The sequence below is a fragment of the Mycobacterium sp. GA-0227b genome (assembly GCF_001499855.1).
Taxonomy (GTDB): Bacteria; Actinomycetota; Actinomycetes; order Mycobacteriales; family Mycobacteriaceae; genus Mycobacterium.
The window spans coordinates 75,941-95,757 of the sequence record NZ_LQIK01000009.1 but is presented as its reverse complement, the minus strand read 5'-3'; the positions used below and the strand labels follow the sequence as shown (position 1 = coordinate 95,757).

20 protein-coding genes are annotated in these 19,817 nt (G+C 67.8%); 4 read left to right on the top strand and 16 right to left on the bottom strand.

The window, feature by feature from the left end; genetic code table 11:
• The first annotated feature begins 73 nt into the window (after positions 1-73).
• Complete coding sequence (locus AU185_RS09645) at positions 74-619, top strand: PadR family transcriptional regulator (RefSeq protein ID WP_156425458.1); 546 nt, start codon at positions 74-76, stop codon at positions 617-619.
• 67 nt (positions 620-686) lie between these two features.
• Positions 687-1,412 carry a PadR family transcriptional regulator gene (locus AU185_RS09640; protein WP_059101754.1) on the top strand — a complete coding sequence of 242 codons (726 nt, stop codon included), beginning with the start codon at positions 687-689 and terminating at the stop codon, positions 1,410-1,412.
• A 61-nt stretch (positions 1,413-1,473) separates the two neighbouring features.
• Here the strand turns inward: AU185_RS09640 and glpK are convergent, their stop codons facing one another.
• The gene (glpK, locus tag AU185_RS09635) at positions 1,474-3,006 is read right to left on the bottom strand and encodes a glycerol kinase GlpK (RefSeq protein WP_059101755.1); all 1,533 of its coding nucleotides are present in this window, start codon (positions 3,004-3,006) and stop codon (positions 1,474-1,476) included.
• A gap of 9 nt (positions 3,007-3,015) precedes the next feature.
• Here glpK and AU185_RS09630 point away from each other — a divergent pair, with 9 nt between their 5' ends.
• Positions 3,016-3,783, top strand: a complete 768-nt coding sequence (locus tag AU185_RS09630; RefSeq protein ID WP_059101756.1) for a class I SAM-dependent methyltransferase — start codon at positions 3,016-3,018, stop codon at positions 3,781-3,783.
• Here AU185_RS09630 and AU185_RS25080 read toward each other — a convergent pair.
• Genes AU185_RS25080 through AU185_RS09620 form a run of 3 tightly spaced genes read right to left on the bottom strand, consistent with a single transcriptional unit; the run spans position 3,759 to position 5,882 of the window.
• Positions 3,759-3,896 (bottom strand): hypothetical protein, encoded by a 138-nt coding sequence (locus tag AU185_RS25080; protein ID WP_156425457.1) that lies wholly within the window; start codon positions 3,894-3,896, stop codon positions 3,759-3,761. The two genes, AU185_RS09630 and AU185_RS25080, sit on opposite strands and share 25 nt — an antisense overlap.
• A gap of 29 nt (positions 3,897-3,925) precedes the next feature.
• Complete coding sequence (locus AU185_RS09625; RefSeq protein ID WP_059101757.1) at positions 3,926-5,071, bottom strand: acyltransferase family protein; 1,146 nt, start codon at positions 5,069-5,071, stop codon at positions 3,926-3,928.
• A 10-nt stretch (positions 5,072-5,081) separates the two neighbouring features.
• Entirely contained in the window at positions 5,082-5,882 is an 801-nt protein-coding gene (locus tag AU185_RS09620; protein ID WP_059101758.1) for an MBL fold metallo-hydrolase, read from the bottom strand.
• 120 nt (positions 5,883-6,002) lie between these two features.
• On the opposite strand from AU185_RS09620, the gene AU185_RS09615 reads away from it, so the two are divergent.
• Positions 6,003-7,487 (top strand): glutamate-cysteine ligase family protein, encoded by a 1,485-nt coding sequence (locus AU185_RS09615; RefSeq protein WP_059101856.1) that lies wholly within the window; start codon positions 6,003-6,005, stop codon positions 7,485-7,487.
• Here AU185_RS09615 and egtE read toward each other — a convergent pair.
• The 12 genes from egtE to AU185_RS09555 form a co-directional block, all read right to left on the bottom strand.
• The gene (gene egtE / locus AU185_RS09610) at positions 7,484-8,608 is read right to left on the bottom strand and encodes an ergothioneine biosynthesis PLP-dependent enzyme EgtE (protein WP_059101759.1); all 1,125 of its coding nucleotides are present in this window, start codon (positions 8,606-8,608) and stop codon (positions 7,484-7,486) included. The genes AU185_RS09615 and egtE overlap by 4 nt on opposite strands.
• Positions 8,605-9,606: an L-histidine N(alpha)-methyltransferase gene (gene egtD, locus AU185_RS09605; RefSeq protein WP_059101760.1), complete on the bottom strand. Its 1,002-nt coding sequence runs from the start codon at positions 9,604-9,606 to the stop codon at positions 8,605-8,607. The genes egtE and egtD overlap by 4 nt, the downstream gene beginning before the upstream one ends.
• Entirely contained in the window at positions 9,606-10,307 is a 702-nt protein-coding gene (gene egtC / locus AU185_RS09600; protein WP_059101761.1) for an ergothioneine biosynthesis protein EgtC, read from the bottom strand. Before egtC ends, egtD begins: the two co-directional genes overlap by 1 nt.
• Positions 10,307-11,581 (bottom strand): ergothioneine biosynthesis protein EgtB, encoded by a 1,275-nt coding sequence (gene egtB / locus AU185_RS09595; RefSeq protein WP_059101762.1) that lies wholly within the window; start codon positions 11,579-11,581, stop codon positions 10,307-10,309. The genes egtC and egtB overlap by 1 nt, the downstream gene beginning before the upstream one ends.
• Complete coding sequence (egtA, locus tag AU185_RS09590) at positions 11,578-12,870, bottom strand: ergothioneine biosynthesis glutamate--cysteine ligase EgtA (RefSeq protein WP_082683812.1); 1,293 nt, start codon at positions 12,868-12,870, stop codon at positions 11,578-11,580. The genes egtB and egtA overlap by 4 nt, the downstream gene beginning before the upstream one ends.
• A gap of 124 nt (positions 12,871-12,994) precedes the next feature.
• Positions 12,995-13,645, bottom strand: a complete 651-nt coding sequence (locus AU185_RS09585; RefSeq protein ID WP_059101763.1) for a sensor domain-containing protein — start codon at positions 13,643-13,645, stop codon at positions 12,995-12,997.
• Positions 13,646-13,649: 4 nt separating this feature from the next.
• A complete protein-coding gene (locus AU185_RS09580) occupies positions 13,650-14,078 on the bottom strand; it encodes an organic hydroperoxide resistance protein (RefSeq protein ID WP_172799347.1) in 429 nt (142 codons plus the stop codon).
• A gap of 46 nt (positions 14,079-14,124) precedes the next feature.
• On the bottom strand, positions 14,125-15,585 hold the full coding sequence (locus tag AU185_RS09575; RefSeq protein WP_059101765.1) for a catalase: 1,461 nt from the start codon (positions 15,583-15,585) through the stop codon (positions 14,125-14,127).
• 152 nt (positions 15,586-15,737) lie between these two features.
• Positions 15,738-16,151 (bottom strand): hypothetical protein, encoded by a 414-nt coding sequence (locus AU185_RS24590; RefSeq protein ID WP_231740437.1) that lies wholly within the window; start codon positions 16,149-16,151, stop codon positions 15,738-15,740.
• 103 nt (positions 16,152-16,254) lie between these two features.
• Complete coding sequence (locus tag AU185_RS09565; protein ID WP_156425464.1) at positions 16,255-17,340, bottom strand: DUF4185 domain-containing protein; 1,086 nt, start codon at positions 17,338-17,340, stop codon at positions 16,255-16,257.
• A 67-nt stretch (positions 17,341-17,407) separates the two neighbouring features.
• Entirely contained in the window at positions 17,408-18,448 is a 1,041-nt protein-coding gene (locus AU185_RS09560) for an aspartate-semialdehyde dehydrogenase (protein WP_059101768.1), read from the bottom strand.
• A gap of 2 nt (positions 18,449-18,450) precedes the next feature.
• Positions 18,451-19,716 (bottom strand): aspartate kinase, encoded by a 1,266-nt coding sequence (locus AU185_RS09555; protein ID WP_059101769.1) that lies wholly within the window; start codon positions 19,714-19,716, stop codon positions 18,451-18,453.
• Positions 19,717-19,817 lie beyond the last annotated feature (101 nt).

Here is a 19,817-nt window from a genome sequence, read left to right as displayed (position 1 = left end):
AGCCCTCCTCAAATCGGTAACCCGACACTGACATGTCACTCCTGACATGTCAAGAGTGAAGTATGCTGGAGCGGTGAGTTTGCGGATTGCGGCGCTGGGCCTCCTGGCCCAACAGCCAGGCAGTGGATACGACCTGCTCAAGCACTTCGAGAAGTCGATGGCCAACGTGTGGCCGGCCACCCAGAGCCAGTTGTACGGCGAACTGAACAAGCTGGCCGACGCCGGGTTGATCGAGGTTTCGGCCATCGGGCCCCGCGGCCGCAAGGAGTACCGCATCACCGCGGCCGGCCGGGCCGAGTTGCGGCGGTGGATCGTCAACCCAAAGGATGATCCGCCGTTTCGCAGCCCAGCGCTTCTGCGCATCTTCCTACTCGGTGAAGTCACTGATGAGCAGGCGCGGGCGCACCTCACGGCGATGGCCGAGCGCGCCGACGCCGAAATCAACCGGCTCGAGAAGCTACGTGACTCGATCGCCTGGGACGACAGTGACGGGCTCTTCTACGGCCGAGCCGCGCTCGAATACGGGCTGCAGCTGAATGCGATGGAAGCGGATTGGGCGCGGTCCGTCATCGAGGGGATGGACGACCGGGACCGACGCCGCGACGTTGCATCACGATAGTTTCCGATATATCGTCTACGTATCGGAAGCGCACGACGCGCTTTCTCACGATCAAAAGGAAACGGACATGACAGACCCATTCACGCCGCCGCCCGGCGGCTTCGGCTTCACCCCACTGGACCGGCGCGCCCTGCATCAGCAGCGGCGGCAGGCCCGGCGCGAGTTCCGCGAGAACCTGCGCGAACAACTCCGCCAGCACGACGGCGGGCCAGGCTTCGGCGGTCCACCCGGGTTCGGTCCGGGTCGCGGCGGCTTCGAGTTCGGCTTCGACCCGCGCGGCGGCTTCGGCTTCCGCCCCGGCTTCGGCGCGGGATTCGGCCCCGGCGGCCTGCACCGCGGCCGCCGTCGCGGCCGTGGCCGTCGCGGCGATGTGCGCTCGGCGATCCTCAAACTTCTCGCCGAGCGGCCCATGCACGGTTACGAGATGATCCAGGAGATCGCCGAGCGCAGCCAGAACCTGTGGCGGCCGAGCCCCGGGTCGGTGTATCCGACGCTGCAGTTGCTCGTCGACGAAGGGCTCATCGAGGCGACCGAAAGTGACGGCAGCAAGAAGCTTTTCGAGCTCACCAACGACGGACACACTGCGGCGGAGAAGATCGAGACCGCGCCGTGGGAGGAGATCGCCGACAACGTCGACCCGAGCCACGTCAACCTCCAGACCGCGGTCGCCCAGCTGATGGGCGCCGTCGCGCAGGCGGCCTTCGCCACCGGCGAGGAGCAGCAACAGCGGATCGTCGACATCGTCAACAACGCCCGGCGCGAGATCTACGGCATCCTCGGCGAGTCTGAGTAGGCCGTCCGGTTTGCGATTTGTGGAGTGTTCGCGGCGGTCAGCGCCGCTAGCGCTCCACAAATCACTCGACGTCGACCCAGTCCAGCGTGCGCTGCACCGCCTTCTGCCAACCGGCGTAAGCGAACTCGCGCTGCTCGTCGCTCCACGACGGCGTCCAGCGCTTGCCCTCCTGCCAGTTCGACCGCAGGTCATCGGCGTTATCCCAGAACCCGACGGCGAGACCGGCGGCGTATGCCGCGCCCAACGCGGTGGTCTCGGCGACGACAGGCTTGACGACGTCGACGCCGAGCACGTCGGCCTGGATCTGCATGCACAGATCGTTGGCGGTGATGCCGCCGTCGACCTTGAGGACCTCCATGCGCACGCCGGAGTCGGCCTCCATCGCGTCGACGACGTCGCGGCTCTGGTAGCAGATCGCCTCGAGGGTTGCCCTCGCCAGATGCGCGTTGGTGTTGTACCGCGACAGCCCGACGATCGCGCCGCGGGCATCCGAACGCCAGTACGGCGCAAACAATCCCGAGAATGCGGGCACGAAGTACACGCCGCCGTTGTCCTCGACCTGGCGCGCCAGCGCCTCGCTCTGCGCAGCGCCGCTGATGATGCCCAGCTGATCGCGCAGCCACTGCACGGCCGAACCGGTGACCGCGATCGAACCCTCCAGCGCGTAAACGGGTTTGGCCGGCCCATCTCGGTCCGTGAACTGGTAGCACAGCGTGGTCAGCAAGCCGTTCTCGGAGCGCACGATTTTCTCACCAGTGTTCAGCAGCAGGAAGTTCCCTGTGCCGTAGGTGTTCTTGGCCTCACCGGCATCGAGGCACACCTGGCCGACCATCGCCGCCTGCTGGTCGCCGAGGATCCCGGTCAGCGGCACCTGACCGGCGACCGGCCCGTCGTCGCGGGTGATGCCGTACGACTCCGGATACGACGACGGTTTGATCTCCGGCAGCATCTGCCGTGGAATCCCGAAGAACGACAACAGTTCGTCGTCCCAGTCCAGCGTCTCCAGGTCCATCAGCATGGTGCGGCTGGCGTTTGTGACATCGGTGACGTGTGCGCCGCCGCGCGGACCACCGGTCAGATTCCACAGCACCCACGTGTCGGGTGTACCGAAGATCGCGTCGCCGGCCTCGGCGGCCTCCCGGACGCCGTCGACGTTCTCCAGGATCCACTGCACCTTGCCGGCCGAGAAATAGGTCGCCGGCGGCAGGCCGGCCTTGCGGCGGATCACCTCGCCGCGGCCGTCCCGGTCCAGCGCCGAGGCGATGCGATCGGTGCGGGTGTCCTGCCACACGATCGCGTTGTAGTACGGCCGTCCCGTCCGCTTGTTCCAGACCAGCGCCGTCTCCCGCTGGTTGGTGATGCCCAGCGCGGCCAGGTCGGTCGCCGCCAGGTTCGTCTTGTTCAGCGCCGACATGATGACCGACGCGGTGCGCTCCCAGATCTCGACCGGATTGTGTTCGACCCAACCGGCCTTCGGCAGGATCTGCTCGTGTTCGAGTTGATGGCGGCCGACATCGGCGCCGCCGTGGTCGAAGATCATGCATCGGGTGCTCGTGGTGCCCTGATCGATCGCGGCGACGAATTCGGCTGGCATTCCTTCATGATGGACTACATGACCGGACCGCTCGCCGACATTGACCGCATGCCCCGCGGCGGACCAGACGCCTCGTGCCTGGACCGACTGCTTGAAACCGACCGGCTCGAGTACCTGGACCGCGACTCGGACCGTCCTGCCGACGCCGCCCGCAAGCGCAGGGTTATCCGCGCGCTGGAATGGACCGGCGAGCGGTTCGGCACCACCGGCAAGTTCGCCGAGATCGCGCTCGCCGAGGTCGCCGACGTAGCCGACCCGAAGATCCTCGAACTCGGTGCGGGGCACGGGGGTTTGTCGCGCAAGCTGCTCGACTGGCATCCGACCGCGCACTTGACGATCACCGACGTGGAAGCGGCCTCCGTCGAGGCGATGGCCGACAGCGACCTGGGCCGGCACCCCCGCGCCGCGGTCCGGCAGATGGACGCCACCGCGATCGAGGTCCCGGACGGCGAGTTCGACCTGGCGGTGTTCGCGCTGTCCTTCCACCACCTGCCGCCCTCGGCAGCCGCGCGGGCGATCGCCGAAGGCACACGGGTGGCCGGCAAGCTGCTGATAATCGATCTTCCTCGGCCACCGACGCCGCTCCATCTGCTGCGCCTGGCGACCATGCTTCCGTTCGCGCCGGTGTTCCCGTCCATACATGACGGCGTGATCAGCTCGATGCGCGCCTACAGCCCGTCGGCGCTGCGGGCGTTGGCCGCACATGCCGGACCCGGCATCGAACTGGAGTTGCGCGGCGGGTTGATGAGCCCTCAGGTGGTAGTTGCGCGCTGCTGACGCTCCACGGCGCGCCACACCGACGGCCACCGCTGCTGCCCGTACTCGATGAGGGCGTCGAGCACGTCGTACAACGCCGGATGCCGCGCGATCAGCACACCGATCAGTTTCATGTTGACCTTGATACCCGCGTCGCCGCAGGTCAAACCCTACGGCGGGGACGGGTGAGCCGGTGCAGAAGCCACGCGGCGGGGATCGTGAGCGTCAGCGTCACGACGAACAGCACCACCACCGAACCGGTGTAGACCTGCCAGCGCAACACCGACACCATCGCGATCTCCATCACGAGCACGTGCAGCAGGAAGATCTCGTAGGAGATCTCGCCCAGCCACACCATCGGCCTGCTGCTCAACAACCGCGAGTACCAGCCGGTGTCGCCGAGCGCCAGCGGTGCGACGACGAGCGTGGCGATCGCCGCGTAGAACATCACCTTGACCAGATCCTGCCCGAGGTCGAGCGCCGGGGCGTCTGTCCGTCCGGCGATCGGGGTGGCCACCACCAGATAGGCGACGAGCGCGACCGGCAGCGCCGCGAATGCGTAGCACCGAACGTTGTTGTGCGCCAATACCGCAAGCGCCATCCCGCCAACGAACCACACGAGGTAGTGCGGCAGCCACAAGCCGGCACCGTTCGGCAGCCAGTCGGTCTGGTGCATGACGACGAGCCACAGCGGGCTCAGCGCACCCGCGGCGGCCAGGCCGGCCAGTAGCACGCCCGGTCGCCAGCGGCGCCGGCACAGCCATACGAGCAACAGGTAAGCGAGTACGGGCAGCACGGCGTAGAACGCCACCTCGACCGCCAAGCTCCACATCTGCGTGAGGCCTTGGTGCACGTACGTCGTGAGGTAGTTGCCGCTGTAGATCTGCGTGAGCGTGAGGTTGCGCAGCAACCCGTTCCAGCTGTGGCCCGGATTCGGGTTGATCGGACGGAATTCGTAGACGACGTAGGCCAGCAGGACCGTCACCGCGTAGGCCGGCATGATGCGGCGCACCCGGCTGCGGGTGTATCGGCGCAGGGTCGGCGGTGCGGTTCCGGTCGCGGCGGCCCGCACCCACGAACCGAACAGTAGGAAGCCCGAGAGCACGAAGAAGATCGCGACACCGATCTCCATGCGCGCGAACGTCAACCCGAGATAACCGCGGTTGTATGCCCCCGTGCCGTAGGCGGCGTGGGTCCCCATGACGAGCAGCGCCGCGACAGCACGAATCCCTGTGAGCGACGCGACCCGGTCGACCGTCGAAACCTGTTCGAGGCCACCCTGGTCGTCGCCCGACCATGGACCTGACACCGGGTCAGTATCAGACCGTGACCGACGAACCGCGTTCCAATTCGATGATCCGCTCACCCAGCCCGCGCCTCTTCATCTCGTCGAGGAAGTCGGACAGCGGGGAGGCGAACACCCCGTAGTCGTCGAAGTGCACCGGGATCACCTTCGGCAGGTCGACCAACTCGACGACGTCGGCGCCCTGGCGACCGTCCATCGTCACCGTCAGCCCGAACGGCAGGTGCCTGCCGAAGGGCAGACGAGTACCGCCCAGATGCAATACGCCGAGGTCGATCGATTCGAATCGCACTGGTATGTCGCGCAATTCGTCGACCAGCAGCGTGTCTCCGGAGATGTAGAGCCGCCGGCGCGCCGCCCCGTCGGAGAATTCGACCATGCTGCCCATCACCGGCGGCAGCAAGCGGTCGATCGGGGTGGGCGCATGCCGGCCGGGCAGTGAGGTGACGGTGACCGACGTCGTGCCCTTGACGAATGCGTGACGCTGCCAGGTGTCCAGTGCCACGGCGCGGCCGAACCCGCGGTGAGCCAACCGCGTGGCCGCGTGCGGTGTCGTCACGATCGGCAGTGCATGGTCGAGTCGGCGCTGCGACACCCGGTCCCAGTGGTCGCCGTGCATGTGCGACAGCACCACCCCGTCGAGCGCGGGCAACTGGTCGATGTCGAGCGCCGGTCCTTTGCACCGCTTGGACAGCAGGCCGTAGCCCAGGTAGGCGTGCTGGCCTTGGTGCAGGAAGTTCGGGTCCGTCAACAGGGTTATGCCGCCGCCGGAGATCAGGGCGGTGGCATTGCCGATGAAGGTGACGGTGACGTCCATCGCCTCCGACTACCCGCCGCGGCGGGGTTTATGCCGCCGACTTCCCGGCGTGTGTGCGCGAACGTCGACGAATAGCGGCGTGTCTCGGTGCAAATACCGGCGCTCGCCGACAATGGGGGTGTGGGTGAAGAAGTCAAGGGCACCGGCTACAGCGGCGCGCACCGCCGGGAGTACCGCCGCAAGGTGCAGCAGTGCCTCGACGTCTTCGAGACCATGCTCGCGCAGTCGAGTTTCGAGTTCGAGCGGCCGTTGACCGGCATGGAGATCGAGTGCAATCTGGTCGACTCGGCGTATCAGCCCGCGATGAGCAACCAGGAGGTGTTGCAGGCGATCGCCGATCCGGCGTATCAAACCGAATTGGGCGCTTACAACATCGAATTCAACGTGCCGCCACGCCGGCTGCCGGGGCGGGCTGCTCTCGAACTGGAATCCGAGGTGCGCGCGAGCCTGAACGCGGCCGAGATCAAAGCCAGCCAGCACGACGCGCACATCGTGATGATCGGGATTCTGCCGACGCTGCTACCCGAGCACCTGTCGGGCCACTGGATGAGCGAGTCGACGCGGTATCAGGCGCTCAACGACTCGATCTTCACCGCACGTGGCGAGGACATCCTGATCGACATCGTCGGACCGGAACGGCTGAGCCTGCAGACCGCGTCGATCGCGCCGGAGTCCGCGTGCACGAGCATGCAACTGCACCTTCAGGTGTCGCCCGCCGAGTTCGCGCAGAACTGGAACGCCGCCCAGGTGTTGGCCGGGCCGCAGCTCGCGCTGGGCGCCAACTCGCCGTACTTCTTCGGACACGAACTGTGGGCCGAGACCCGCATCGAACTGTTCGCCCAAGCCACCGACACTCGTCCCGACGAGCTCAAGGCGCAGGGCGTGCGGCCCCGCGTTTGGTTCGGCGAACGCTGGATCACGTCGATCTTCGACTTGTTCGAGGAGAACGTGCGCTACTTCCCGTCGCTGCTGCCGGAACTTTCCGACGAGGACCCGGTCCGCGAGCTCGCCGAGGGCCGCACCCCGAAGCTGGCCGAGCTGCGGCTGCACAACGGCACCATCTATCGATGGAACCGGCCGGTGTACGACGTCGTGCACGGCCGTCCGCACCTGCGGGTGGAGAACAGGGTGTTGCCCGCGGGTCCGACCGTGGTGGACATGATGGCCAACGCCGCGTTCTACTACGGCACGCTACGGACGCTGTCCGAGGAGGACCGCCCGTTGTGGACCAAAATGAGTTTCCCTGCGGCACAGCACAATTTCGTGCAGGCCGCGCAGCACGGGATAGACGCCCGGCTGTACTGGCCGGGCCTGGGCGAGGTGACGGCGGACGAGTTGGTGCTGCGCCAGTTGTTGCCGATGGCCGACGAGGGCCTGCGCCGCTGGGAGGTGGCGGCCGAGGTGCGCGACCGGTATCTCGGGGTGATCGAGGGCCGCGCCAAGTCCGGTCGCAACGGCGCCACCTGGCAGGTCGAGACGGTGCGGGCGCTGCAGGAACGCGGTATGGCGCGGCCAGCCGCGCTCGCGGAGATGCTGCGCCGGTACGGGACGCGGATGCACAGCAACGAACCCGTGCACACCTGGGACGAGGGCTTCGACGACTAGGCCTTCTCGGTCGCGGTCACCAGCGCTTCGGCGAACTGCGCCAGGTCTTCTGGGGTCGCATCGACGTGGGGCGATGCCCGCAGCACCGGTGTCGTCATCTCGAACGGAGCTCGCAACACCTCGGCATGGGTGGTGACGACGCCACGCTCGGCGATCAGCCAGGCCCGCACCTTCTGCGGATCGGCGCCGGCCGTCGGCGCCAGCGTGGTGACGGCCGTCGGCTCGTCGGTTGCCTCGACCACCCGCCAGCCGTGAATGCCGGCCAACGCCTCACGCGTCATCCGGCCGACCTCGGCCAAGCGGTCACGTACCCGAGCAGGTCCCGCGGCCAGATGCTCCCCGACCGCGACGGAAAACCCGACCCGGGCCGCGACATTCGCTTCACCTTGCTCGAGGCGCTGCATCAGCGTCAAGGGCAGATTCCAGTCCGGCGGCGGCAACCGCGGCCGCAGCCGTTCGGCAAGCGCCGGTGCGATCGCCAGGAAGCCCACTCCGCGCGGGCCCGCGAGCCATTTGCGTGACGATCCGTAGATCGCCGACGGCGCGACCGCGCAGTCGAGGTGCCCGAGCGCCTGCGCGGCGTCGACCGCCACCGGCACGTCGAGGTCACGGCATACCTGCGTCAGCGCGGCGAGCGGCTGGGCGGTGCCGCGGTGGCTGCCCAGTGCGGTGAGATGCACGAGGGCGGGCGGGTTTTCGGCGAGCCCGCGGGACGATGCCTCGACGTCGAGGCGTCCGTCCCCGTCGACCGCCAGCGGGCGGACGTCGAAACCGTTGGCGGACATGATGGCCAGGTTCGGTCCGTACTCGCCGGGCAGGCAGGCCAGGGTGCGCGGGCCCGGCCAGGCGGACAGCAGCAGGTCCAGCGCGTTGTTGGCGCCGGTGGTGAACACGACGTCACTGCCGCTGAGCCCGGTGAGCACGCCGACGGCCGCACGCCCCGCGTCCAGTACCGGCGTGGCGGCCTCGGCGGCGACGTATGCGCCGACCTCGGCTTCGTGCCGGGCGTGGTGGGCGGCGGCGTCCATCGCCGCGTAGCTCTGGCGGGAGCAGGCCGCGCTGTCGAGATGCAGCCCCGCGACGGCCGGACGCGCGGACCGCCACTGTTCGCCGAGGCTCATTTCGCCGACAACGACACGCCGAAATCCCCTGCGGCGTCGGTCCACCAGTGGGTGCGCCGCAGCCCCGCGGCGGCGAGTTCGGCGGCGACCCCGTCGGGGCGGAACTTGCACGACACCTCGGTGAGCATCTCCTCGCCGTCGGCGAAGTCGACGGTCAGGTCGAGGTCGCGTACCGTCACCCGCTGAGAGGTCCTAGCGCGCAACCACATTTCGATCCGCTCCTCGTCGGAATTCCACTTCGCAACGTGTTCGAACGCGCCCGGGTCGAAGTCGGCTTGCAGTTCCCGGTTCACCACCGCCAGCACGTTGCGGTTGAACTCGGCGGTGACGCCCGCGCTGTCGTCATAGGCCCGCACCAGCCGGCTGGCGTCCTTGACCAGATCGGTGCCCAACAGCAGCGTGTCGCCGGGCCGCAGCGTCTGCGACAACGCCGCGAGGAAGTCTGCGCGCGGACCGGGTGTGAAGTTGCCGATCGTCGAGCCGAGGAACGCGACCAGACGGCGCCCGATCCGCGGAATCCGGTCGAGGTGCTCCTCGAAATCGCCGCACACAGCGTCGATCTCGATGCCGGGATACTCGATGCTGAGCTCCGACCCGGCTGCGGCGAGCACTCCCACGTCGACGTCGAACGGGATGAACCGGCGCAGCGACCCACGGTCCCGCAGGGCGTCGAGCAGCATGCGAGTTTTCTCCGACGTGCCGCTGCCGAGTTCGACCAGCGTGTCCGCACCGGAGATCGCGGCGATCTCAGCGGCTCGCTCCCGCAGGATCTGCGCCTCGGTCCGCGTCGGATAATACTCGGGCAGGCGGGTGATCTGGTCGAACAGGTCGCTTCCGACGGCGTCGTAAAACCACTTGGGCGGCAACGACTTCGGCTGCTGCGTCAATCCGTCGAGCACGTCACGGCGCAGCGCCACCGCCGCCGAGTCGGCGGACAGGTGATTCGACAGCGTCAGGGTGGATGCGTGATCCGTGTCCGCTCCTCGCTTGACTGTCATCACGATCCTTTCAGGGGAATCAGGTCGACATCCGGGCCGTGCACGTGCACGAGATGACGGTCGGGAATCTCCGCCCAGGCCGGATCGTCATCGTAGGGTTCGCTGGCCAGCACGACGCCATCGCTTCGGCGCAGCACCGACAGGGTGTCCCCCCACGTGGTGGCCAGTAACCGAGAACCGTTGCCCGCCAAGATGTTGAGCCGGGCCCCGGGGTCGGCGGCAGCGACCTCGACGATGGTGTCGCCCAGCGCGTCGAGCCCGCGGTCGAAGATCAGCGCCGCCAGCAGGGCGCTGTCGTTCGTCGACTCGGCGCGCGGCGACAATGGCAGGGCGGCGCGGTCCACCAGCCCGTTGTGCGACAGCAGCCAGTGCCCGTCGGTGAACGGTGCCGACGCCGTCGCCTCGATCGGCATGCCGATGCTGGCCGACCGGACGGCCGCCACCACACAACCGCTGCGCAGCGCCGGCGCGACCGACGCGAACGAGCCGTCCCCCCACAGTGGCGTCGCGCTGCGCCACCGGCGGGGCGTGCCGTCAGGCACATCGGCCGAGAAGAACCCGACCCCCCATCCGTCGGCGTTCATGAGCCCGTACTTCTGCCTGCGTGGCGAATACGATTGCACCAGAAGGCCGTTGGCGGGCTCGAGGACCAGCGACGCCACCGACACGGGTTCGCCGAGCCACCCGAGATGTCTGCACATCAGGCGTCCCAGGCCAGGCGCACGCCCGAAAAGATCTGCCGCCGGATCGGGTGGTCCCAGTTGCGGAAGCTGGGCCGAAGGATGCTTGCCGCCACGGCCCACGACCCGCCGCGCAGCACCTTGTAGTCACCATCGAAGAACGGCGCCGAATACTGCTCGTAGATCATCGGCGTGAAACCCGGCCACGGCCGCAGCGGCGAGGTGGTCCACTCCCACACGTCACCGAGCATCTGTTCGGCGCCGTACGCCGATGCGCCCGCCGGATAGGCACCCACGGGGGCGGGCCGCAGCGCGTCGCCGCCGAGGTTGGCCAGGTGCGTCGTCGGTTCCGAGGCGCCCCATGGGTAGCGCCGCCGCGCGTCGGCCGCCGGGTCCCACGCGCAGGCCTTCTCCCACTCGGTCTCGGTGGGCAGCCGGGCGCCGGCCCATGCCGCGTAGGCCTCGGCCTCGAAGAAGGTGACGTGTTGGACGGGTTCGTCACCGGGGATGTCCTCGACGTGGCCGAACCGGGTGCGGGTGCCGTCCTCGTTCCAGAACTGCGGCGCCCGAAGACCCGTCTCCTGCCGGTGCGCCCAGCCGCGCCGCGACCACCATCGCGGGTTGTCGTAGCCGCCGTCGTCGACGAACCGGCGCCACTCGGCGTTGGTGACCGGGACGCGGCCGATCCGGAAGGCGGGCACCTCGACGACGTGTGCCGGGCGCTCGTTGTCCAGCGAGTGCGGCTCGGTGACCGCGTCGACGCCGAGGACGAACTCGCCGGCCGGCACCAGGACCGAGGTACCCGCGACGCCGGACCGGCCCTGGGGTAGCGGGGCACCGGCGTCGAGCAGCGGCGCGCCGGTGCGCAGATTCAGCGCCTGCAGCATGGTTTCGTCGTGCTGGTTCTCGTGGCTGATGACCAGTGCGAAGTTGAACGCCGGATCGTCGTCGGGCATCGCGTCCAACGTGTCGAGCACCCGGTTGCGCACGGTGCCGCAGTAGGCCCTGGCGTCCGACGGCGGAAGCAGCGGCAGGTTCGCGCGGCTGGCACGGGAGTTGACGAACGCGTCGTAGAGCCGCTCGACCTCGGGCGACAGCATGCCCGGCCGATCCGGGTTGCCGTCGCGCAGCAGCCAGAGCTCCTCCTGCTGCGCGATGTGCGCGAGGTCCCACACCAACGGGCTCATCAGCGGGCTGTACTGGCGGCCCAGTTCGGCGTCGTCGAAATCGACCAGCCGCAAGGTGCGCTCGCGTGCCCTGGTGAGTTCGCGCGCGATGCTGTCGCGAGAAGTCACATTTCTCCTCGGGCCAGTTGGGTGACCGCCGGCGCGATCCCGTATCTCACGGAACGGTCGCTGAATTCGTCGGCCGGACACCGTCCCTGTTCGACCGAACGCACCAACTGTCGCATCGATTCCTCGAGTTCGGCCGGCGCGCGTTCGGCGGCGGCCTGCACGCATTGTTCGGCAGCGGACCGCAACCGGCGGTCGGCCAGGCCGACGCGGGCGGCCAGATCCCACGCGGTGGCGACGGGTTCGGTGGCTTCGGCGGCGATGTCGGCGGCGGTCGGATCGTCGAGCAGCGTGACGAGCGTGAACACGATCGCCGGCCAGACGGCTTCGGGCACGCTGTCGAGATACCGGATCTCGAGCCACTGACGCGGCCGTACCGGCGGGAACAGCGTGGTCAGGTGGTAATCGAGATCGGCTTCGGTGGGTTGGCGCCCACCGAGCGGCACAAGTCCTTCGACCCAGTCGGCGAACGGCACCCACTCGGTGACCGGTTCGGCATCGGCGGCCGTGTTGTTGACGAGCATGACCGGCGCTTTGAGCGCATATCGGGCCCAGTCGCAGGCCGGGTCGTCGCCGCTTTCGCCGAGCACAGGACCGCAACGCGCGGCGTCCAGTCGACTCCACACCCGTTGCCGCGCGGATTGCCAGCCGGAGAACCGTCCGCTCAGCAGCGGTGAGTTCGCCGCGACGGCAACCATCGTCGGCCCGAGCGCGTGGCTCAGCCGCACCCGATCCGCCCAGCCGTTCCGCGGCCCGGCGTCGAGGTTGATCTGCACTGAGGCCGTTGACGTCATCATCGCCGCGCCCGCGGCGCCGGTCCGGCTGGCCTCGAAGAAGGTCTCCATCGCGCGGTAGCGGGCACCGGGATTGATCCGCTGCGGCGAGCGCAGCGGGTCGGCCCCGAGCAGCACCAGGCCGAAGCCGGCACCGGCGAACGCCGCCCGCAGCACCGCACGGTCGGCGCGCATCGCGTCGATCGCGGCCATCGGACCCGGCAATGGTGGGCCGGACAGTTCGACGGCCCCGCCGGGTTCGACGGTGACCCTGCTGCCCCCCGGAAGTACCGGAAGTCCGGAAATGATGTCGGTGAGTTGCTGCCAGGTCGGCCGGCGCATCGGGTCGGCCAGGTCGAAGCAGTGCGCCTCGATCTCCAGACCCACCTGACCCACCGGGCCGTCCCGGAAGCAGCCGGCGCCGACGTGCAGCGCAGCGGCCTCAATGCTGGTCAGCTCTGCCGAAGCGGCTCGCGACGGGTGCGCGTCGTCCACCTCGGTCGTGATGGTGAAGGTCACCCAACCGTCCCCTTCCGGGTCTGGACCGCTCGCCCCCTTTCAACCATCTTCCAGACGTGACCGACAAAGTCTCGCGATTTTTTCGATGACGTGTTCGTTACATGTGGTGAACTGCGCCGCTCGGCTACTGGCCGAGCGTGTTCTGCATCGCCCCTGCCAGCACATTGACCGCGGGGCCGCCGTTCCCGGATTGGCAGACCTTCGCCTGAAGCAGGACGTTCTCCCGCTTGCGGGTGGTGGTGAAGCAGCGCCGATCCGTGCCGGCCTCCTGTTTGACCCAGTCGGCGTCCGTCGCCGAAGCGGGTCCGCCGGTGAACGTCCAGACCTGGGTGCGCAGGTTGTCCAGGTGCATCGCGGTGGTCTGGCCGTTGCAGCCGACGGTGCGGTCGGCGACGCGGCGGAAGGCCCGGTCGGCGGCGTCACTCGTCGCGAACACCCCGACCGCCTGCTTGACGAGATGTGTCGCGTCGGTGGGCGACTCCTGTGTCACGGCACCGTTGAACGACGCCAGGTCGGGGTCGGCGTAGACGTCCGGCAGGCCGATGTCGGCCCAGTTGTTGCACACCGGGTTGTCAACGCGGAACGACTGCACCGGATCGGTGAACGTCGTCTCGAATCGCATTGTGGCGCCGACGATATTGCCCACCGAGCCCTTCGGCAGCACGGCGTAGTTCACCACGCCGGGATCCGACGGGCGCGCCGAGGCGACGTCGGCCGGCGCCACAATCGACAATCCGAGCGCAAGACCGACGCCGGCTAGGGCGGCGATCCGCACCGGCTCAAACCTTCGCCGACAGCTTGACGTCGATGTTGCCGCGGGTGGCCTTCGAGTACGGACAGACCTGGTGCGCCTTGTTCATCAGGTCGTCGGCCGCGCTCTGCTCGAGGCCGGGCAGGTAGCCGATCAGGTGCGCGTTGATGCCGAAGCCGCCCTCGGGGTCCTTGCCGAAGCCAACCTGGGCGGTGATGCCGGTCGCGTCGTCCAGCTTGACGTCGTTGTTCTTCGCCACCAGCCTCAGCGCGCCGAGGAAGCATGCGGCGTATCCGGCGGAGAACAGCTCCTCGGGGTTGGTGCCCTCGCCACTGCCACCCATCTCCTTCGGGTGGTTCGTGTTCAGATCGATCTTGCCGGTCGAGGACTTGACGTGCCCCTCGCGGCCGCCTCCGGTTGCAGTGGACTCCTGGGTGAAAACGACTTCGATGCTCATGGCCTCGATCATGCCAGCCCACTCCGAGACGGCAAGGTGCCCCTCGTCAACTTCCGTTGCCATCGAGCTTGGCTCGAACTCCTTCTTCGACCTTCTTGCCGAGATCGGCGTCGACGTTTCGCCAGTACTCGAACGCCCGGGACAGCACCGGCTCCCGCACACCGTCGGACAGGGCGCCGATGATGTTGGAGGCCAAGCGTTCCCGCGCAGCGTCGTCGAGTACATCGCGGACGAGCGTGCCGGCCTGGCCCCAGTCGTCGTCGTCCGGGCGCAGCGTGTACGCCGCACGGACCATCTCGCCGTCCGACATCCAGCGCACCTCGGCGGCCCGGGCCTCGTCGGCCTGCGGGCCCCCGTAGGAGTTGGGCGCGTACACCGGGTCGGTGACGTTCTGCACCCGCATCACGCCGTCCTTGGAGTAGCTGTTCACCTCCACGTGCGGCGAGTTCACGGGGATCTGCTTGTAGTTCACCCCGAGCCGGGCGCGGTGCGCATCGGCGTAAGAGAAGCCGCGAGCCAGCAGCATCTTGTCCGGACTCAACCCGGTGCCCGGGACGATGTTGTTCGGCTCGAACGCCGCTTGCTCCATCTCGGTGTGAAAATCGGTGACGTTGCGATTGAGCACCATCTTGCCGACGTCGATCAGCGGGTAGTCGCCGTGTGGCCACACCTTGGTCAGATCGAACGGGTTGTACCGGTAGGTCTTGGCCTCCTCGAACGGCATGATCTGCATCTTGAGCGTCCAGCTCGGGTAGTCGCCGTTCTCGATCGCGTAATACAGGTCCTTGGTGTGATAGTCGGTGTCCTGGCCCGCCAGCACGTCGGCCTCGTTCTGCGTCAGGAACTCGATGCCCTGGTCGGTCTTGAAGTGGTACTTCACCCAGAAGATTTCGCCGTCGGCGTTGAACCAGCTGTAGGTGTGGCTGCTGTAGCCGTTCATGTGCCGCCACGTCTTGGGAATGCCCCGGTCGCCCATCAGCCAGGTGACCTGATGCGCCGATTCCGGGGACAGACTCCAAAAGTCCCACTGCATGTTGTTGTCACGCAGGTTGTTCTTCTGCAGTCGCTTCTGCGAACGGATGAAGTGCTGGAACTTCAACGGGTCGCGCATGAAGAAAACGGGCGTGTTGTTGCAGACCAGGTCGAGGTTTCCCTCTGAGGTGTAGAACTTCAGCGCGAACCCGCGCGGGTCACGCCATGTGTCGGGGCTGCCGCGCTCGCCGGCCACGGTGGAGAACCGGGCCACCATCTCGGTCTTCGCGCCCGGCTGGAACACCGCGGCCCTGGTGTAGCGGCTGACGTCGTTGGTCACCTCGAAGTAGCCAAACGCGCCGGCACCCTTGGCGTGCGGTTGGCGTTCCGGAATGCGCTCCCGGTTGAAGTTCGCCATTTGCTCGATCAGGTAGTGGTCCTGCAGAAGGATCGGACCGTCCGGCCCGACGGTCAGCGAATTGTCATCGCTCGGTGCCGGATTACCTGCGTCGTTGGTCGTGTACTTGTCGGTCATCAGGCGTCACTCCTCGAATCGGGCGGCAGCGGGCTGCACCGCCTCCGTCCAGGTGGTGGTCCCCTGAGCGCCTCGATCCAAAACATCGCGGCGTTCGGCGCCAATGCCGGCTCGAGGGCCCGGCAGATACCGGGCCCTCGAGGCGGAGGTGATTACGGCCGCGCCGGCGCGGTGGTGGTCGGCGGCTCGGGCGACTGCGGCTGCTGAGGCGGTTGGAATCGTGGGTTTTCCGCACCTCCCGGGCCGCCGGACCGCGGACCCTGGAAATCGCCGCGCGGACCCATCGGGAATCCCGGTGGCGGGCCACGGTGGAAGATTGCGAAATCACGGTCGTGCCCGCCGGGTCGGCCGCCGCCGTGGTGGCCACCGGAGTGCGCGCCGATGATGAATCCGGAGAAGAAGATCACCGCGACGACGAAGACCACGCCGGCGACGATGCCGACCCAAGCGGCGACGGCGCCGAGTCGGGAACGGCGCGGTTCCTCACGCGCGGCCGGCGTGACGGGATTCTGCGGTGATGCGGTGACGACGGGTTCAGTCCCGGGTTCGCTAGGTGTTTGACTCATGGCTGCCATCTTGCGGGCACTTCTGATGTGCGGGTCATGCGGCACCTGTGAGCAAGCTGTGAATGCGACCACTGACACTCGTCGAGGGCGCCCCTGGTGTCGGCTAGGGCTTGAACGGGTTGACCGCGAACTGGATCACCCGGTACGGCGAACCACCGCGCGGACCGGTGTTCCACTGGCTGACGAACACCCGCACCTCGTCGAGGGTCGAGCCGGGCGAGATGTAGCCGCCGTACGGTTGAGCCAGCCGGTTGTTCTCCGGCGGTCCCAGATGGTCCACCGGATCCGGCCACTCGGTCGCGACGACGACGGTCGTCACCGGCGCGGTGCCCAGCCCGGTAGGGTCGTCGGCCACGCGCATCTCCATGTTGCCGGTCGTGGCGTTGAAGTACGACAGCACGGTCTTGCCGTCGATCTGCCGAATGCTCATCTCCCCCACCGCGTCCGGCCACAGGGCCGTCGGCGGATGTCCCCAACCCGAGACAGCCGACCAGCCCTGCCAGCTGGACCGGTCCTCGAACGCCTCGGGTGCGACGCGGTACAGGACCAGCGGCGCGCTGCGGTCGAAGTTGTCGGCCACGATGTAGACCCATCCGGTGGGCGAATCGGGACGAGGGATCGGGTCGTAGTAGCCGCTGATCTGCGACTGCTGGCCCCCCGCGTAGGAAGCCGCCCGTTCCGATCCGTCCACCGTCGGCCAACTACCTTGCGCCGGGTCGGATTTCACCAACCGCGACGACTCCGGTTCCAGTTCGCGCACCGTCGTGACCATCATGTAGTTCTCGCGGTTGATCTGGACCACGCCTGCAGGCAACTGCGACATGCCCGCCGGCGTCGGGTCGGCGAGCAGCGGTCGGTCGGTGCCCGTCACACCGTCATAGCGCACACCGGTCGGGTCGTCGATCGAATCCGTCTCAACGTGCAGCGCGATCGGCGAGAACCACCCGCCGTAGCCGACACCCTGGCCGGCGAAGCTGTCACCGCACACCTGCAGGATGCCGCTGGAAAACTCCATGAACTCGCACAGATCGGTGGCGCCGACGCCGTAATCACGTGTCGGCGTGCCGGTTCCGGCCGTCGGGCCGATCCGGATCACCTGTCCCGACGCCAGCGGAGGTAGCACCGGGTCGGGAATCGGCGCGGGCTGGGCGACCGCCGACGGCGCCGCGACGAGGCCCAACGCCGAGATCGACGAAACGGCGGAAACTACTCGTACTTTCCCACCTAAACGTCGGTTTCGGCGCAAGGCAGTGGCGTCAGAGTTCGGCGGCCAGCAGCTCGGCGATCTGAATCGTGTTGAGCGCCGCACCCTTTCGAAGGTTGTCGCTGGACACGAACAGCGCCAGTCCGCGGCCGTTTTCCACACCGGGATCCTGGCGGATCCGGCCGACCAGCGAGTCGTCCACACCGGCGGCCGCCAGCGGCGTCGGAACGTCGACCACCTTCACACCCGGAGCCGACTCCAGCAACTCGACGGCGCGCTGCACCGAAAGCGGTTGAGCGAACTCGAGGTTCAGCGACAGCGAATGCCCGGTGTACACCGGCACCCGCACACACGTCCCGCTGACCGCAAGGTCCGGGATGCCCAGGATCTTGCGGCTCTCGTTGCGCAGTTTCTGGTCTTCGTCGGTCTCACCGGAATCGTCGTCGACATACGAACCCGCCAGCGGGACGACGTTGAACGCGATGGGCGCCACATACTTCGAAGGCGCGGGGAAGTCCAGCGCCCCACCGTCGGCCACCAAGTCCCTGCTGTTCGCGGCCACCGCGCTGACCTGGCTGAACAACTCGTCGACGCCGGCGACGCCGCTGCCCGACACCGCCTGATAGGTCGACGCGATCATCCGCACCAGGCCCGCTTCCTCGTGCAACGGCTTGAGCACCGGCATCGCGGCCATCGTGGTGCAGTTCGGGTTCGCGATGATCCCCTTCTTCAGGGTCACGCCCCGCACATCTCTCGCGAAGTTCACCTCGCTGACCACCAGCGGCACGTCGGGGTCCTTGCGCCACGCCGACGAGTTGTCGACCACCACCGCACCGGCCTCGGCGAACCGCGGCGCCTGCACACGCGACATCGTCGCGCCTGCGGAGAACAGCGCGATGTCCAGCCCGGCGGGGTCGGCGGTCGCGGCGTCCTCGACCTCGATCTCCTGGCCGCGGAACGAGAGCTTCTTGCCCTGTGACCGCGCCGATGCGAAGAACCGCACCGACGAAGCCGGAAAGTCGCGCTCCTCCAACAGGTTCCGCATCACCTGGCCGACCTGGCCGGTCGCGCCCACCACTCCTAATTTCACCACGGCTAACGCCCCGTTCCCGCGTAGACGACGGCCTGCTCTTCGCCGCCCAGTCCGAACGCCTCATGCAGCGCGGCGACCGCCTTGTCGAGATCGGTGTCCTTCACCAGCACCGAGATCCGGATCTCCGAAGTCGAGATCAAATCGATGTTCACCCCGACCGAGGCCAGCGTTTCACAGAATTTCGCGGTGACGCCCGGATGGCTCTTCATACCGGCCCCCACCAGCGAGACCTTGCCGATGTGATCGTCGTAGAGCACACCGGTGAAACCGATCTCCCGCTGTAGCGAGCTCAGTTTCTGCACCGCCGCGGGGCCGTTGTCGCGGGGGCAGGTGAACGTGATGTCGGTCTTGCCGTCCTCGACCTTGGAGATGTTCTGCAGCACCATGTCGATGTTGATGTCGGCGTCGGCGACCGCGCGGAACACCTTGGCGGCGTAACCGGGCACGTCCGGGATGCCGACGACGGTCACCTTGGCTTCACTGCGGTCGTGCGCGACTCCGGTCAGGATGGCGTCTTCCACGGGTATGTCCTCCATCGATCCGGACACCAGGGTGCCGAGATTGTCTGAGTATGACGAGCGCACGCGGATCGGCACGTGATAGCGGCGGGCGTACTCCACGCACCGCAGCATCAGCACCTTGGCGCCGCAGGCGGCCATTTCGAGCATCTCCTCGAAACTGACCCGGTCGAGGTGACGCGCGTTGGGCACGATTCGCGGGTCCGCGGTGAAGATGCCGTCGACGTCGGTGTAGATCTCGCACACGTCCGCCTTGAGCGCCGCGGCCAACGCGACCGCGGTGGTGTCCGAGCCGCCCCGGCCGAGCGTGGTGACGTCCTTGCTGTCCTGGCTGACGCCCTGGAAACCGGCGACCAGCACGATCACGCCTTCGTCGAGCGCGTCGCGCAACCGGCCCGGTGTGACGTCGATGATCTTGGCGTTGCCGTGGATACCGGTGGTGATCACGCCGGCCTGCGATCCGGTGAACGACCGCGCCTGCGCGCCCAGCGAATGGATGGCCATGGCGACCAGAGCGTTGGAGATTCGCTCTCCGGATGTCAGCAGCATGTCCATCTCGCGCGCAGGAGGCGCGGGGCAAACCTGGTGGGCCAGGTCGAGCAGGTCGTCGGTGGTGTCGCCCATCGCCGAGACGACCACGACGACGTCGTTGCCCTGCTTCTTCGTCTCGACGATCCGCTCGGCGACGCGACGGATCCGCTCGGCGTCGGACACCGAGGATCCGCCGTACTTCTGCACGACGAGCGCCACTGTCTACCTCTCAACAAGCCGGGATTGAGTCCCAACAAGGATAAGGGAGGGGCGCGCGCGATTTTTTCCGCCGGTGGTCCGGCGGACGTCCCCGAGGGGCC